Below are 16,017 nucleotides of genomic sequence, written 5' to 3' on the forward strand. Positions count from 1 at the left end.
CCTACTTTGCATAAAAAAGTTACTTTGCATTACAAAGTATAATGCTAAAAAACACACCTGTCAATTATACCGAACGCCATGCCCTCAAAAAATGAGAGCATGGCTTTTAAACAAAAAAGGGGAGCTCAAACTCCCCAAAGAAAATACTCCTTTTTATCATCCTGCGCTAAACATAATGGCATCGTACAAACTGATTATCCCCAACCATTTTTTCATCAGGAAAAGATATTGAACAAATTTCAAGCGCAACTGGACATCTGTTGTAAAAAGGACAACCCTTCTTTTCCGGAGTCCAAAAACTAACCTCATTCTCCACATCTTCTTTTACATCCAATTTTGCAAGTCCATCTCTTTCGGGATCTGGAGCAGCAGAAATCAATAACCTCGTATATGGATGTTTGGGATTAAGAACAACAGAATCAACATCCCCCCACTCAACCATATGTCCACTATAAAGAACAATAATCCTATCCGCAAAATACCTGGCAGTTGCAATATCATGAGTTATATAAAGAAAAGACTTACCCATATCCTTTTTTAACTTATTCATAAGATTAAGAACGCCCAAACGAATAGAAACATCAAGCATAGAAGTAGGCTCATCCGCAAAAATAACATCCGCACCTATCGCAAGAATCCTTGCAAGAAAAGCCCTCTGTCTCTGTCCACCAGAAAGCTGATGTGGAAACTTTTTCCCCTGCTCTTCCGGAGGCACAAGTCCAACAAGAGATAAAGCCTCATCCATCCTCTTCTTAGTTTCTATCTTATCACACTTATGATATAGCTCAATAGGACGCTTAAGATGATAATAAATAGAATGCAACGGATTAAGACTGGAAAAAGGATCCTGAAAAATCATCTGGACCTTTTGCCTGTATTTCCTAAGCTCATCTCCGGAAAAAGCATGCACATCACCACCATCAAAAAGCATCTTCCCCGAAGTAGGATTATAAAAGCGCATAGCAATACGACATATAGTGGATTTACCACAACCTGATTCACCCACAACAGCCAAAGATTCTCCTGGATAAATATCAAAAGAAACATCATTTAAAGCACGCAAAGTCTGCTGTTTAGAAAAAAAATTTTTTCCACTTATGGAAAAATCCATAACAAGATTTTTTACACTAAAAATAGGATTACCTGACATCAACTACCCCCTGGAAGCATTTAAAGGAAAATGGCATTCAAAAAAATCATCACCGTCATGCATACGTGGAGGAACCTCTCTGTAGCACTTATCCTTTGCATTAAAACAACGCTCTGCAAAACGGCAACCATTGGGAATCCTGCGTAAATCCAGAGGAGAACCCGGAATACCCTCCATATATTTCATTTCTCCATGAAGTGGAGGAAAGGAATTTTTAAGTCCATAAGAATACGGATGTCTAGGACTCTTAAGAATAACAGAAGAAGAAGCCTTTTCCACTATCTCAGCAGCATACATTATGCCAATAGTATCACAAAACTCCATCATCAAACTTAGGTCATGGGTTATAAAAAGAATAGAAAAGCCAAGCTCCTCTTTAAGCTCCTGCACCTTCTGGAGAATAGAACGCTGAACAACAGTATCAAGAGCAGTAGTAGGCTCATCCATAACCAGTAACTTAGGCCTCAAAGCCAGAGCCATAGCAATAACAGCCCGCTGTCGCATGCCACCAGAAAATTGATGAGGATAATCCCTCATTCTCTCCGGAGCAATACCCACAAGTTTTAAAAGCTCAGCTGTCCTGTCTCTGGACTCATCCATACTATCTGTGACATCATGGTATTTAAAAATCTCAAAAAATTGTTTTTCCAATTTTATTACCGGATTGAGACAATTCATAGCAGATTGAAAAACCATACTGATTTTTTCCCATCTGAATTTTCTGAGAGTTTCATCGTCCATTTCTAGAACATCCTTGCCATCAAAAATAATACTTCCTCCTGTAATCAGAGCAGGCGGCCTGTGAAGTCTCATAAGAGCATAAGCAAGAGTACTCTTACCACAACCGGATTCACCGGCTAGACCAAAAATTTGTCCCTCCTTTATGGAAAAACTCACATTATCTACAGCTCTTACATGACCATCAAGAGTAACATAATCAACACATACGTCCTTTACTTCCAGCAATGCTGCCATCACACAACCTCTTTTACCTGTTTTTTTGCTTTTTTTGTAAGCTTTGCTTCTTTTTTCTTTTCCCGATAATAACCTGCCATTATTCTGTCCGCCCGCAAGCGAGGATTGGAAATCTCATCGATGGAAAAGTTTATCAGAGTAAGACCAGATGCAAGAATAACTATGGCAAGACTTGGGCCCAGTAACTCCCACCATGCACCAACCTGCAAGGCAGCAGTTCTGTTTGCATTGAGAAGCATATTGCCCCATGTAACAGAAAATGGATCACCAAAACCGAGAAATTCAAGAGTAGCCTGAGCCATAATCGCATATATCGTAGTACCTACAAACCCCGCACTCATCATAGAAAGCATATTGGGCATAACCTCAGAAAAAAGCCTTCTCAACCTAGTCTCGCCAAGGGTCTCTGCTGCATATATATATTCTCTCTGCCTTATACTCATAGTCTGAGATCTCAAAACCCTGGCTCCCCATGCCCAGGAGGTGAGTCCTATTATTATGGCTATTACAAGCGGAGAAACGCCATCAAGAAGTGAAGCCATTATAAGGATAAGAGGAAGATTGGGGACAACCATTACAACATTTATAACAGTAGTAATTATCCCGTCCACAACCCCACCAAAATACCCAGCTGTAATTCCTATAACAGCACCCAAAACAACGGCAATAAGCGCAGCCAGAATACCCACCATGAGAGAAGTCCTTCCACCATAAAGCGTCTGTGCCCATACATCCCTGCCAAGCTGTGTTGTACCCAAGATATGCTTGGCATTGGGAGCAATTCTTATGGCATCCTTATCCATAGCCATAGGATCATAAGAAGTAAAAAGAGGCGCACCGAGAGTAAGAAAAAGCAAAATAAAAAGAAGAGCAAAGCCCACCGCAGCCTTGGGATTATCTCTAAAAAATTTATATACATAAAACAGTTTGGAATCTTTTGATAATAAGTTCTTCATAAGCCTTACCTACCCTGTTTCCTAAGTCGCGGGTCCAAAACCAGCAATAACAAGTCAGCAATGAAATTTGCAGAAAGCATAAGAATTGTGGACATGAGTAATATGCCCTGCATGAGAGGATAATCTCTGCCGTTTAGAGCCTTAAGCATAACCTGTCCCAGTCCGGGATAATTGAAAACTATTTCTATAATAAAATTACCTCCAAGAAGATAACCAAACTGCATAGCCACCGTGGTAACCACCGGAAGCAATGCATTTCTGGCTCCATAACCAAACATAACACGTCTGTCAGGCACACCTTTTGCCCATCCCATGGTTATATAATCTTCTCCAAGCTGATTTATCATATTGGCACGCATACCCATGATTCCGCCAAAACTTACAAGAACCATAGAAAGGATTGGTAAAGCAGCATGATAAAGAACATCACCTATGTATTGAAAAACATTATCCGGTCTAAAAAGAGGAGTAACAGCATAGCCAATGGGAAATATTCTTAAGGCACGTGCAAGCCAATAGTTTAATAACAGTGCTACGATAACCGCAGGAATATTTGCCAAAAGCTGTCCGCCCAAGGTTAAGGCGCTGTCTATCTTGCTGCCTCTTTTCCATGCAACATAAATACCCAACAAGGTATTTAAAATAAAAGTAATTATAAGGACAGAACCCATTAAAAAAACCGTCCATCTCAGACCTCTGGAAACAGCCTCTAAAACTGTCTGAGGATATTGCGTAAAAGAAACACCCCAATTGCCCTTTATGATGCTGCCGACGTAATCAAAATAACTTTCTATAAGAGACTTTTCTTCCGTAAAGCCAAACATTTCCTGTACAGCATGAATAGTTTCTTTATCAATCTTACCACCACTCTGATAAAGTTGAGCCATATACATCTGAACAGGATCCCCCGGCATCAACCGGGGGAGAAAAAAGTTTAATGTTACGGCGGCAACAAAAGCGATGATATAAAAGCCCAATCTGTTAAGTATGTATCTCACTTTGATTGCCCATCCTATTTGTTTATTTTACAGGTCTAAGCTGTAACAGATGATAAATCTTGATATCATGATCAAACAACGCAGGCTCACACACAGGATTATCCTTTGTTGACCAGCCCGTAAATCTGGAAGTGTTATAAATATGCCATAAACCATTATAGAAGAGAGGAATATTTATCATATTCTCTGCAAAGAAAAGCTCTACCTTATCCGTATACTGTCTAAGCTCTTCTTCTGTTTTTGCCGTAGGCATTTTTGCTATGAGAGAATTAATCTCCTCATTGATATAATTATTCTGACACACGCTCCACCATGTAGGCGTAAACGCTCTGGAAGCATCACCTATTGTATCATAGTAGAACTTCCAGATATTTGAGCTCTTACCATAACCGCTGTACAGAGCATCAAACTCACCGCTATCCCATTTTTCGATTATAACACCGAGGTCAGGAGCCTTTGCATTGGCATTGATGCCTATATTTCTAAGTCCTTGTGCAACTATGACTGCCCCGTCATTCCAGTCGGTCCAACCTGCAGGAGAAAGGATATCAAACTTTATTGGGGTTCCATCCGGATTATCTCTCCATCCATCGCCATCTGCATCCTTAAAGCCTGCCTCGTCAAGAATTTTCTTAGCCATCTCGGGATCAAACTTGGCATACTTATCAAGAATTTCTCTTGCCTTGGGGTTCTCATATCCCAGAAGCGCAGGAGGGAGACCGGTTACAGGAGGAACCATGCTGTCAAGATACCCGTAGGCAGCAGTATCAATAATTCCCTGCCTGTCTATAGACAGAGAAAAAGCTCTGCGGAAAGCAACATTATTAAATGCTTTGCGATTATTCTCATCAGGAGTCTGATAGTTGAGAGAAATCCTTACAGCATCATTTTTACCATACCAATAATTTCTATTGGAATCACCTTTTACATAAGTATTGTCTATATCAGGAATAAAAATATATGCCCAGTCAACCTTTCCAGATTCAAGGAGTGCAAGAGCTCCCTCGTTGCCATTAAACTGAGGAACAACAAGCCTATCAACCTTGAGCTCATCGGCTTTCCAATAGTATGGATTTCTTCCCAGAACAATAAGTTCCGGAGTAAACTCTATAATTTCGGAGAAAGGACCTGTAACAACAGGGTTCTCATAAACATAAGACATGGGGTCTTCTACATTTTCCCACACATGTTTGGGAATAATAACATGCTCATTTAAAACATCCTGCCGCCAAAAACGGTTAGGCTCGCGCATCTCAATCTGCACCGTATAATCATCTATTACTCTAACCGCTTTACACTTTCCGTCTTCTCCCCAGAAACCGCCATTATCCATAGCAGGGTGGTCCTTGCTGATTGTAAAAGAATAAGCAACGTCCTCGGCAGTAAGAGGAGTACCGTCACTCCACTTAACCCCTTTTCTTACCTTGATTGTAAGAGTCTTGAGGTCAGGTTCGCTTATAACCTCTTCTGCAAGCCAGGGAATCTCCTTGTTCTTATTAAGTGGATCAAACAGAACAAGGTACTCATGCATAAAACCAAGAGTAAACTGCTTGGCATTGGAAAATGGGTTAAAATTTCTCACCCAACCGTCGGTTGAATCGAGAAGAACAGTGAGCGAAGCTTCTTTGCTGCCCTGTTCTTGCTGAGAACCTGCAAAAGCAAGACCGGCAATCATAAGAACAGCAAGAAGAACTATAAGGGTCTTTTTCATACCCCCTCCTTGTTTAGGCACTAGCCTTTTTTACAGCCCCCTACGGGAGCTCTGCTATATGTTTACGACAACAGATTAACCCTCTATAACCATCCTGTCAAGTTTTTTCTGTTTTCGAAAACATGCTTAAAAATTTTGGATCTCTTTATAAAGACATTTATTAAATAATTTTATATAAAAAGACTTTACTATCTGTCAGAAAAACACCTGAGTCCGTAGATTTAAACCGTGTATCAAACATAAGGTTTTCGCAAACATACAAATGCTATGTTCCACAGGCCTTTATTAAATAATATTTTATGTGTTATGATGGTTGATAACATAAACTATCTTGCACATTGGAGGACCTATGTTTGATGTACGTGGACGATGGGCACTTATAACAGGAGCAAGCCGCGGAATAGGAAGACTCATAGCTTTATTTATGGCAGAAAGGGGCTGCAATCTTATTCTTCACAGCAGAAAAAAAGAAAACTGCAATGCTGTTATTGAGGAAGTTAGGGCAAAAGGCATAGAGGCAATTGCTGTGGAGGCAGAGCTCGCAGACAGAGATAAGATAAAAAATATGCTAAAAGAAATAGATTCTCTTGGGAAAGATATAGACATAGTCTTTAATAACGCAGGCCTTCAGGTAGGCTACAGAAAGGATTATTATAAAACTCCTTTGGAGGACTTTGACATAAGCTTTGCCGTTAATTTTATAGCGCCTGCTATGATATGCTACCACTTCCTCCCACGCATGGAAGAAAGAGGAACCGGTCGAATAATCAACACTACAAGCGGTATAAAAAACGAGCCAGAACAGGCCGGATACTCAGCGAGCAAAGCTGCTCTGGATAAATACACCTCCGACCTTGCCAATAGACTTGATGGAACAGACATAATAATCAGTCTATCCGACCCTGGTTGGTGTAGAACGGATCTGGGCGGTCCCAACGCACCTAATGCTCCGGAAAGCAGTATCCCAGGAGTCGTCGTAGGTGCCTTTGTCAACGATAGGACAAGCGGAAGGCTTTTTAATGCCGGAGATTTCCACAATATGAGTCTAGAAGAAGCTGTGGAAAAAGCAAAGACACTAACTCCTCTTTTTAAATAATATAAAAACCGAACGGGGCAGGCTTTTCCCTGCCCCTTTTTGTGATTTCCGGCAAGGGTTTTTCTGTTTTACACCAAAAAACCACTTTCTATTGCTTTTTGCTGACAGGCAGCAGGGGACGGAGACGTCCCCTGCGTTCGGTATAAGTTATAGACATTTATGGCCAGGATATATAAAAAAAGTCCTATTCTGTCGATGATAAAATACAGAAAACCTTTTTTTCTTGACTTTTGTTAATTATAATTAAAGGTGTGATATTTTTATCGGGAGTTTTTTGTGGGAAGTCTGCTGTCCAAAGCAAAGGAAATCAGAAAAGAGGCCGGATTTATAATCGTAGAGCAGAATAAGCTTCCCGGCAAAAATACTCTTACCTCTCAGGAAGAGAAAGAGATAGCAGAAGAGATAGAACATATTGTCGAGAAAAATAAAATTCATGTTGATGAAAATACTTTTAAAATCCATGCCCAAAAGAAAGGAAGCCTTCTTCCTTTTCTTATCAATCTCTTTGCTGTAATAGCTATTGTTTCCAGTTTTTTTGTGTTTCGTTATCTTTCTGCCCGTGAACAGGAGAGGATTGCTTCCGGTTCTACAGAGCTTGCCGCAGTAGAGGCAAAGCTGATTCAAGAAATTCAGCGACAGGCACAGGAAAAACTTAAGGAAAAAGAGGCGGAGATTTCTACTATCCAGCAAAAACTTTCCGAGCTTGCAAAACAGCAGGAAGAGCTGGAAGCAAGCATGCAGGATAAAATAAAGCAGAAAGAAGAAGAGCTCAAAGGTCAACTTGAGCTTGTTCTTGCGGAAGAGAGAAAAAAGCTGGAGGCTCAGGGTGCATCTGAGGAAACAATACGAGAACAACTCGCAATTATAGAGCAGCAAAAGAATCAAGAATTGGCTTCTCAGATAGATGAGTTTAAAAGACAGGCAGAAGAAGAGAAAAAACAACTTGCTCTTACCATAGATAATCTCAAAAAAGACTATCAAAGCAGCTTGGACAAGCTTATTGCAGAAAGGAAAGCGCTTGAGGAAGAAGCAAAACAAAAGGAAGAAAAGCTAAGAAAGGAGTATGAAGAAAAGACGCAAAGTCTTCTTGCCCAGCAGCAAGCAACAAGCGAGGAACTACAATCAGCAAGAGCACGGCTTGCTTCTCTGGGAGAACAACAGCAGCGGTCTCAGCTTGTGGAAGATAGGATAATGGGGCTTTATTCGGACATAAAAAAATCTCTGGAACAAAAAGATTATGATACAGCACAGCAAAAGCTTGTTTCTCTGCAGGATTTTTTAAACAGCAATGAGATGATTTCTCTGGACAGTCTCAAGGAGAGGAGACAAATAGATCTCTTTGTCACAGATACACTTGAGCAGATGATAGAGCTGCAAAAACAGCAGACAAGTCTGGACACTGCTTCCCTTGTAGCACAGGCTAATCTGCTTGCTAGAATACGTGCCACAGTATCCAGTGCTCAGGAGGCCATAAGACAGGGAGATGCAGAATCTGCAACAAAACTCTATACCGAGGCAATAAAGCTGATACCACAGATAAAAGAAAGCCATGCATACCTTGTATCCCTACTGGAAAATGCACAAACAAGACAGAGCAAGGCTGTCCTTGCCGCCCTTGATGAGGCCGATACAGCATATAAAAACAAAGAAACAGAAAAAGCCCTTGACGCCTATAAAAAAGCCCTATCCTACCTGCCTGTGGACAAAACAAGATATGAGAGAATAGCAGAGAATCTTGTTGCAATAGGCGAGACAAAAAACAGACAAATACAAGATGCGGCAGAAAAGACAACAATAGTCCGGCAGAAAGAGTTGGCACAACAACTTATGACTGCAGCAGAAAAACTTATGTCTCAGGCCAGATATCAGGAAGCAATAGAGCAATACGCAAAGGCACTTGCGGACTACCCGGACGGCATAGATACTGCCAAAGCAATAAGCGGGATAAGAAACAGCATAACGGCATACAACAAACAAACAGAAAAAACTGTAGCAGATTACATCGCAGCACAGAAGAAGCTGCAACAAGAACTTGATACGATAAAAAAAGAACTGGAAGAAAGCAATAAAGAAAACTCAAAGCTTGCAGAAAGAATAAAAGAACTGCAAGCAGTAAATGCAGAAGCGGACACATACGCACAAGAAAACACAAAAATCAAGGAAGAGAACAGCAAACTTACAGAAGAGAGAAAACAACTGCAAGAAAAAATAGCAGCCATGGAGCAGGATAACAAAAAACTCACGGATAGAATATCCGAGTTGGAAAAACAACTTGCAAACGCAAAGAACAAAACCGCACCAGCACTCTCACAGGAAGAAAAAGACGCACTCCAAGAGCAGATAGACACCCTCAATAAAAAGCTGGAATCATACGAGAGACTCAAAGACAGCTACATAAGCTACGCCCGCAAAGAAGACCAGCTTATAAGCCAATACGGAGAAACCGGACTTTCCCAAGCCAAAGTCTACCTCGACAGCTTCCTCTCCTCCCCCGAGGCAAAAGCTAGCTTCCCCGGCCTCTTCTCAAGAATAAAAGCCTATGACAAAGCCTTTACAGAAGCAGGTAAAAGAAGCGCCATGATAGAAGCAATAGACATCATGGAAGCACTCTCATACTTTGACACCCAGGAAAAAAAGCTGGCATTTCTCAAAGACCAGATGGAACAAGCAAAAAACAACGAAGCTCTGTACGCATTTCTAGAAAGCCTGACAGCCCTCATACAGTAAAAACAACTTTATACCGAACGTCGTCCCCGCGTCACACAAGAAAACATAATAGAAAAGGAGCGACGAATCCTGCCTGCGGCATCAAAGAAAAAACAATCAAGGTTCATAAGCATAAAGAGTAAAATTGGCAGCCTTCCCGTCCTTGGTATCAAAAATACTAGCAAGAGAAAAGATCAGCTTCTTGGTTCCTTTGATTTCATACTCTCCACAGTAGTTGAGAAGAGTGGCATCAACAGCAACCCCTATCTCAGCAAAAGAAGAACTGTCATAAAAATAAAACATCTCCTCATCCGGATTATACGCCACAAGACGACCTGCAGAAGTAGCATCTATAACATAACCCGATATCTTACCCTTCTCCTGTACAATCGGTGTAGTAGAATCACCGCTTGTCACCATGAGTTTTATCTCACTACCATCTTTATAGCTTATATAACCTACAGGATTGGGAGAAGAGTAAAATATCTCATAATATGCAGAAGAAGGATTGGGAATAGAATATGTACCTCTATCAACAAAACCGAAAGTTGGACTGGGACTAGGAACCAAAGAAACAGAAGAGCTTGTATACTTTTCTATATAATTATCAGAGGACTCATAGAGGCATCCTGCAATAAAATTGTTGCTCTCGACATAAGAAAGACCAAAGGCATATATATTATTGCCAGAAACAGGATTGTTGCTATAGTCTACAACAGAGTCCATATCATTAAAATCAAGTGTTCTTGCTATTATGACCAAAGGCTCGGCATTATCCTCCTTTATATATCCAATAAGCACATCTGCTTCTCCGTCATCATATGGGCCAACAAGAACTTCCAAATTGTCAGCATACGCAGAACCGGTAAAAAAACCGGTAACATAAGCCGCACTGTCGCCAATCATATTTAAAGTCACATTGCCGTCATTCCTCTTTTCTACTGCAAGTCCGTAGTTGATATGAGATTCGTCCCGTACAGGATAAAAAAACAATCTATCTGAAGAATTGGTATTCCAATCTATCTCTATAAAAGCAGTTTCTCCCAGTTTTTCCATACCTGCAGATTCTATGGAAGCAAGGGTTTTTATTAGCTCCTCGTTATATAAAGGCAAAGTGCAGGAAACAATAAACAAAAAAGAAATTATAATTATAAAACCTGTCTTTTTCATAGTCTTAGAACTCCATCCTGAGCCCCAGTCTTGTACCGGGGACAAAAAAAGCATTATAAATATCCCCGGAAGACTCCATATCCATATTTCCTTCCAGAGACTGGTAAATCTGCTTTCTATCATTACTTATATAGCTTGTAAAGAAGCTCTCAAAAAAGAAGCTCCATTTGCCTACGGCATAAAAGAGAGGCAAATCAGCACCAAGACCGATCTCCGTAAAAAAAGGAGCTACAGGATCAAGACCCGTATAACCCACAGGATACACAAACCGTAAATTAAAACCCGCAAAAAAGAAAAGAGAAACATCGGAAAGAAAACGATAAAACGGAACAGAAAAACCCAACCCGGTTTCTATAAGAGGAAAAGAAACAAAACCTGCAGAAACAGAAGCATATACATCAGAGGGAAGATAATAGCCTATACCATACCACTTTATATCCCAGTCAAGCCTAAGCTTATCCGGAATAAGCCAGTAAGCAAACCCAATATAGGGATACTGGATGTGCTGAGCTCCAATACTTACTGCAAGGCCATAGACCTTTGCCTGAAAAAAATCCACACGTGTTTTATCATTCACCGACAATGCAGCAATCAGCTCCACAGGCCTGTATCCATCCTTCTCCGCACGAATAACATAAGTACTGGGCGCAGGAAGCCTGAGCCTGACCAGTCCCTTATCTCCTACGACAACAGGCTCATCGAAAATCCCACTTAAACTAGTTCCCGGAAGCGCAGACACAACCAGCACACCCTCACCAAACTTAGGCTTCTGTCTGCTTACAGACTCAGCCAACTCTTTGAGCTTATCTTTTATGGGAGAAACAACCGCACGGGCAAGCACAGGAGAAGAAATAACAGGAGGAAGTTCCTGTTCATAATGCCATATTTCCTGCTTGACAGAAAAATCCCATACAGAAAAAACAATCATATCGTTCTGCATATAGAGCAGCAAAGCACTATCTACCCCTCTGGAAATTGCAAGCCCTTTTAATTCGTCGGGATTATCAGAAAAACGATCAGCTATCTTTACAGCAAGCCAATCCTGCATAGCAAGCTCAGAAAGAGTCTCTTCGCGGATAAGCTTATCAATGTCATCAGAAGCCATAAACAACACAACCCTATCAATTGCAAAAAGAGCAGGAATAAAAAACAAAGAGAACAAAACTCCAAACAAGAAACGTCTTACCACCATACAGCTCCCTTATATATATATCCGCTCTTTCTGTCAAAAACATACAGAACAGAACCATCTCTGGAAAGGGCAAAAGCAGAATCATCATAAAAAGGCCACTCGTCTGTTGATTTTTTGCTGCCGCTAAGGTTGTAACGCTCTATATAATTCTTATCATCTTCTTCTTTTAAAACAAGTATAGTATCTCCTCCTACGGCAATGGTCCCATCTCCCCACAAGTCATAGCCTGCATCTCCGGAGAAGCTGGCATGGGGATAAAAATCCATAAGAGGTCCAGTAATAGAAGAAATATCATAGGGAACGGACAAGAAAATAAAATCAGAATCCATACTCATAAGAATGGAAAAATATTTCTCTGTCTCCCAAGTAGAAATCCAATTGTCAACAACAGAAGTAGCACTTGAGAAATAATCAAGGGTAGATGGAGTAGGGATTGTCGACGGTGGGAAAGAACTTGCCACAGAAGAATAAGATAAGCCATTTGTTCCTGATGTTTCGTTTTTAAGAAGATAATAGTTTCCGTTTACATATAAACCGTTAGTCCATTCAGTAAGCGTACCTCCCTCATCCGTCACGTTTTTATTGCCCACATCAATCTTGTAACTGCCCCACCACAGATAAGAACCGTCCCAGAAAATATTATCAAAACGATGGCCGGGAGTACTAAAAAAATCATCTTCATTAAAAACAGCCTCAACACTTAAATCGTCATCCATAACAATAAGCCTGAGTTTATTTCCATCAGAAGACCATACAAATACAGCAAAAATCACATACTTCGTATCGGTATTGTCAACTACCCCAACACAACGCAATCTCATATCAACCCCTTCATACGGAGGAGAAGCGATATCGGATACAAGATCAGAAATTTTTACTTCGTTATCCGCCCAGGAGACCATTGGAGAAAAGGGAGAAGAAAGAAGAAAGGAACAGGAAGGAAACAACAACGCAACAAAAAATAAAAAAAGAATAGAAACAATATTCTTTACCATCTTACAATGCCTCCCAGAGACATAATAGGTCCTCCGTCCGGCTCAAGCTCTATTGCCCCCTGGGGTATAAGTCCCGTACCCAGACTATAATCATAACCACCGCGTATAAACACACCCAAAAAAGGCAAAGGATTAAACTCTAGTCCTACAGCACCTACATGCACATAAAAATCCAACGAAATAGAAGAATCCTTTAAAAATGTTGCATAAAAGCCCACACCACTCTCAATCCATATACGAAAAAAATTAGCAGGTTGTCCCAATATGTATGCCCCTACAACCATCTCAGCCTGATTATGAGGAACAACATAGCGCGCAAAAATACCATCTGAATACTGGACAAAAAAGTACTCCTTCAATCCTGTAAAAACAAATCCCGGGATAAGATACCATCTGCCTTCCATACCCAACCCCATAATTTGTCCGGTAGATAGAAAAGAAGCAGTTTCAAAGATGCTTTTCTTTACAAGAGGGGGCAGCCTGAGCTCCGCAGGAGAAGAATCTGCTACATAATCTGTAATTGCAGTATAATAGCCTTCTTTTTCTACTCTGACACGCAGCTTACTACCTTGAGAGACAAAAATCTGCTTTTTTGTTTTAAGAATCCCGTCTTTTATGGTACCTATATTTCTGTTTCCCATAAAAACAACTGCATCTTCATCTTGAGAATAAATAACCAGTGGAAAGACTTTATCGGCCTTGGGAGAATATTCCGGTGCTTTGGAAGCAAGGCTGTCCATAACAGCAACAATAGCTTTATCAACAGCAGAAGAAAGTTCTAGGGCAGAGGTTACACTCTGCAGAGAAGAGGCCACAAGCCTCTCTCCTCCATCATCATAAAGACGTAAAACAAGAAAAACCCTAAGTCCCTTTTTCCATACAGAGGACTCCATGACAAGAACAGAATTATCGGAGACAGCTATACCCCGTCCGTCAAGAGAGTTGATTATCATACTATCTATTGAATCGGCGGAAATCCCAGAATTTTCTGACACAGAAGAAGGTCTCAGCATAAGACTAACACCGTCTGCAAAAACAGAGAAAGTTGTAAAAAACACAAGAAAGACAAAGAATTGCCTCATTATTTATAATATAGTACCAAAGCTGACAAATCTCCACATATAAAAACAAATAATACTAGGATGATTTTCTTAGATATTCTTCTCAGAAAATATTTTTTCTTAAATATTCCTGAGATTTTTTTATCCTTGCAGGGGCAGTCAAAAATCTAAAAAGAATCTTAGGAAAGGTAAGCCATGCAAGCCTCCTACCATTTTTAATACCTCTCTTTATGTTTTCAACAAAAAAACCGGCAACTATCTCGGGCGGATCCGCAAGAATTTTGTATATTTTAAGCTTGTTTTGATTGGTTTTATCTTTATCGTTTATAAGCAAATCAGTAAACATCATACCAGGACTGAGCAAAGAAATATTAACTCCGCTTCCCTTAACCTCTTTGGAAAAGCCGAGGGTAAAATATCTTAAGGCAGCTTTGCTTGTACCATACAGGTTAAGCCTATCCATATGCTTACCATCGCTACCCCAGCCCTCCATATTGAATATATGACCGTATCCCTGTTCTTTCATTCGGAGAAAGGCTTCTCTGCTTCCATACATGCTTCCCAGAAGATTGGTCTTTATTACCTTTTGATATTCATCCGGAGTAGCTTCCCATAAATGGGTGGAATCCTGGGTAATGCCCGCATTGTTTATCCATATATCAACAGAGCCCATAAGCTCCCATGCTCTTTGCGCTAGGAGTCTGACATGCTCTGGACTCCTAACATCACAGGCTAGATAATACACTGTGCCAATATTTTCTAAAGATGGCAGGATCTTTTTTATGTTGTCATCTGTTCTTCCAGTGATAAAAACAGTATCCCCTTGCTTTAAAAACTCTTCTGCCAAAGCTCTTCCCAAACCTCTTGTAGAACCTGTTATAACAACATTCATATTCTTTCTCCTCTATCGTTTATGTTGTCAAAGGCAGAAGGAAAAATCTTGCTTAAAATAAACATTAGAAACCAAAGCCCCAACGCACCACCGTAAAGCGCAACAGGGATAAAACTTACTTCATAAAGTTTGCTATAGCCTCTCTGATAATAAAGAACAGCAACCAAAGCTATGTAAACAATCCAATTGAGTTTATAAACCCAGGATGGAAGTTTTATACCATATTGGTAGGTCATAACTGCCATAAATAAAAATCCAGTAACAAACATGGGCCATATTTCCTGCCCCTTGTAAGTTGCTATGGCAAAAGCATGCAGGGCTACAAAGGTTTCAAGCAAAGCAACCCATGTTGTGCTGGTATGTATTGGTTTTCCAACCATTGATGTTTGGATAAACAATAAAAACATATATATAAAACCGGCAAGAAGGCCGTAGGAGCCTTCCATGGGATGGAACCAAAATGTATATACCAGAGCCCAGCTTATATATATGCCATGCCACTTTCTGACGGGTTTTCTCAGTTTGTCTTTTATGCCTATTTTTTTCCCAAAGAAAAGCCCTCTACGACCTTCCAGCATAAAGAGCAGAATAATAAGCATTATTATGACAGAATATTGACTTGACCATATAGGTACATCCTGAGCAAGTCCATCGTAAAAAAGATGTGTCTGTATGAGATGCAGAATTACAAAAAATATATTGGATATAAAAATCCATTTTACAACTTTCTCTTTTTTTTCTTTCTGGTCCGCTTTTATAGCAAAAAAAGCCAGTACCCATATGCTGAGTTGATGTAATGTATATCCTGTCCATGCAGAGATCCGAGAAATGAGTCCTGGCTCGGGAAGCTGCCAATAATACCAGGATGCTCCTTTATCCGAAAGATGTTCTATTGATTCTAGTCTGCTTCCCAAAAACCAGACAATAAAAGCAATTACTCCGTAAATTACAAATCCTGCTATAAAAAACTTGTTTTCTTTTATTTTTGCCATTTGATTATGTTTCCTTGATAATATGATAATTCCTTTTCTCTGTTTTTGCAATTTAAAAAGGCAGGCCGCAGGTCTGCCGTTCGGTATTTTCTTAGATTATAAAAAACTTTCTTGCACGCTTTG

General features: G+C 40.2%; 13 protein-coding genes. 2 read left to right on the top strand and 11 right to left on the bottom strand.

The window, feature by feature from the left end:
- Positions 1-166 precede the first annotated feature (166 nt).
- From WKV44_01410 to WKV44_01430, 5 genes are all read right to left on the bottom strand, one after another.
- Complete coding sequence (locus WKV44_01410; GenBank protein ID MEM5947190.1) at positions 167-1,150, bottom strand: ABC transporter ATP-binding protein; 984 nt, start codon at positions 1,148-1,150, stop codon at positions 167-169.
- 3 nt (positions 1,151-1,153) lie between these two features.
- The gene (locus WKV44_01415; GenBank protein ID MEM5947191.1) at positions 1,154-2,125 is read right to left on the bottom strand and encodes an ABC transporter ATP-binding protein; all 972 of its coding nucleotides are present in this window, start codon (positions 2,123-2,125) and stop codon (positions 1,154-1,156) included.
- Entirely contained in the window at positions 2,125-3,081 is a 957-nt protein-coding gene (locus tag WKV44_01420; protein MEM5947192.1) for an ABC transporter permease, read from the bottom strand. The genes WKV44_01415 and WKV44_01420 overlap by 1 nt, the downstream gene beginning before the upstream one ends.
- Positions 3,082-3,086: 5 nt before the next feature.
- Entirely contained in the window at positions 3,087-3,974 is an 888-nt protein-coding gene (locus tag WKV44_01425; GenBank protein ID MEM5947193.1) for an ABC transporter permease, read from the bottom strand.
- A 127-nt stretch (positions 3,975-4,101) separates the two neighbouring features.
- A complete protein-coding gene (locus WKV44_01430; protein ID MEM5947194.1) occupies positions 4,102-5,790 on the bottom strand; it encodes an ABC transporter substrate-binding protein in 1,689 nt (562 codons plus the stop codon).
- 349 nt (positions 5,791-6,139) lie between these two features.
- Between WKV44_01430 and WKV44_01435 the strand changes: the two genes are divergently transcribed.
- Positions 6,140-6,886 (top strand): SDR family oxidoreductase, encoded by a 747-nt coding sequence (locus tag WKV44_01435; GenBank protein ID MEM5947195.1) that lies wholly within the window; start codon positions 6,140-6,142, stop codon positions 6,884-6,886.
- 276 nt (positions 6,887-7,162) lie between these two features.
- Positions 7,163-9,613 carry a hypothetical protein gene (locus tag WKV44_01440; GenBank protein ID MEM5947196.1) on the top strand — a complete coding sequence of 817 codons (2,451 nt, stop codon included), beginning with the start codon at positions 7,163-7,165 and terminating at the stop codon, positions 9,611-9,613.
- 96 nt (positions 9,614-9,709) lie between these two features.
- Here WKV44_01440 and WKV44_01445 read toward each other — a convergent pair whose 3' ends face one another.
- The 6 genes from WKV44_01445 to WKV44_01470 form a co-directional block, all read right to left on the bottom strand.
- Positions 9,710-10,762 (bottom strand): hypothetical protein, encoded by a 1,053-nt coding sequence (locus tag WKV44_01445; GenBank protein MEM5947197.1) that lies wholly within the window; start codon positions 10,760-10,762, stop codon positions 9,710-9,712.
- Positions 10,763-10,766: 4 nt separating this feature from the next.
- The gene (locus WKV44_01450; GenBank protein MEM5947198.1) at positions 10,767-11,954 is read right to left on the bottom strand and encodes a carboxypeptidase-like regulatory domain-containing protein; all 1,188 of its coding nucleotides are present in this window, start codon (positions 11,952-11,954) and stop codon (positions 10,767-10,769) included.
- Positions 11,945-12,949 (bottom strand): hypothetical protein, encoded by a 1,005-nt coding sequence (locus WKV44_01455; protein MEM5947199.1) that lies wholly within the window; start codon positions 12,947-12,949, stop codon positions 11,945-11,947. The genes WKV44_01450 and WKV44_01455 overlap by 10 nt, the downstream gene beginning before the upstream one ends.
- Positions 12,943-14,031 (bottom strand): hypothetical protein, encoded by a 1,089-nt coding sequence (locus WKV44_01460; GenBank protein ID MEM5947200.1) that lies wholly within the window; start codon positions 14,029-14,031, stop codon positions 12,943-12,945. Before WKV44_01460 ends, WKV44_01455 begins: the two co-directional genes overlap by 7 nt.
- 82 nt (positions 14,032-14,113) lie before the next feature.
- Positions 14,114-14,902, bottom strand: a complete 789-nt coding sequence (locus tag WKV44_01465) for an SDR family oxidoreductase (GenBank protein ID MEM5947201.1) — start codon at positions 14,900-14,902, stop codon at positions 14,114-14,116.
- Positions 14,899-15,894: a hypothetical protein gene (locus WKV44_01470; GenBank protein MEM5947202.1), complete on the bottom strand. Its 996-nt coding sequence runs from the start codon at positions 15,892-15,894 to the stop codon at positions 14,899-14,901. The genes WKV44_01465 and WKV44_01470 overlap by 4 nt, the downstream gene beginning before the upstream one ends.
- Between the last annotated feature and the right edge of the window lie 123 nt (positions 15,895-16,017).

The sequence above is a fragment of the Spirochaetia bacterium 38H-sp genome (assembly GCA_039023545.1).
GTDB classification, from domain to species: domain Bacteria; phylum Spirochaetota; class Spirochaetia; order Winmispirales; family Winmispiraceae; genus Rarispira; species Rarispira pelagica.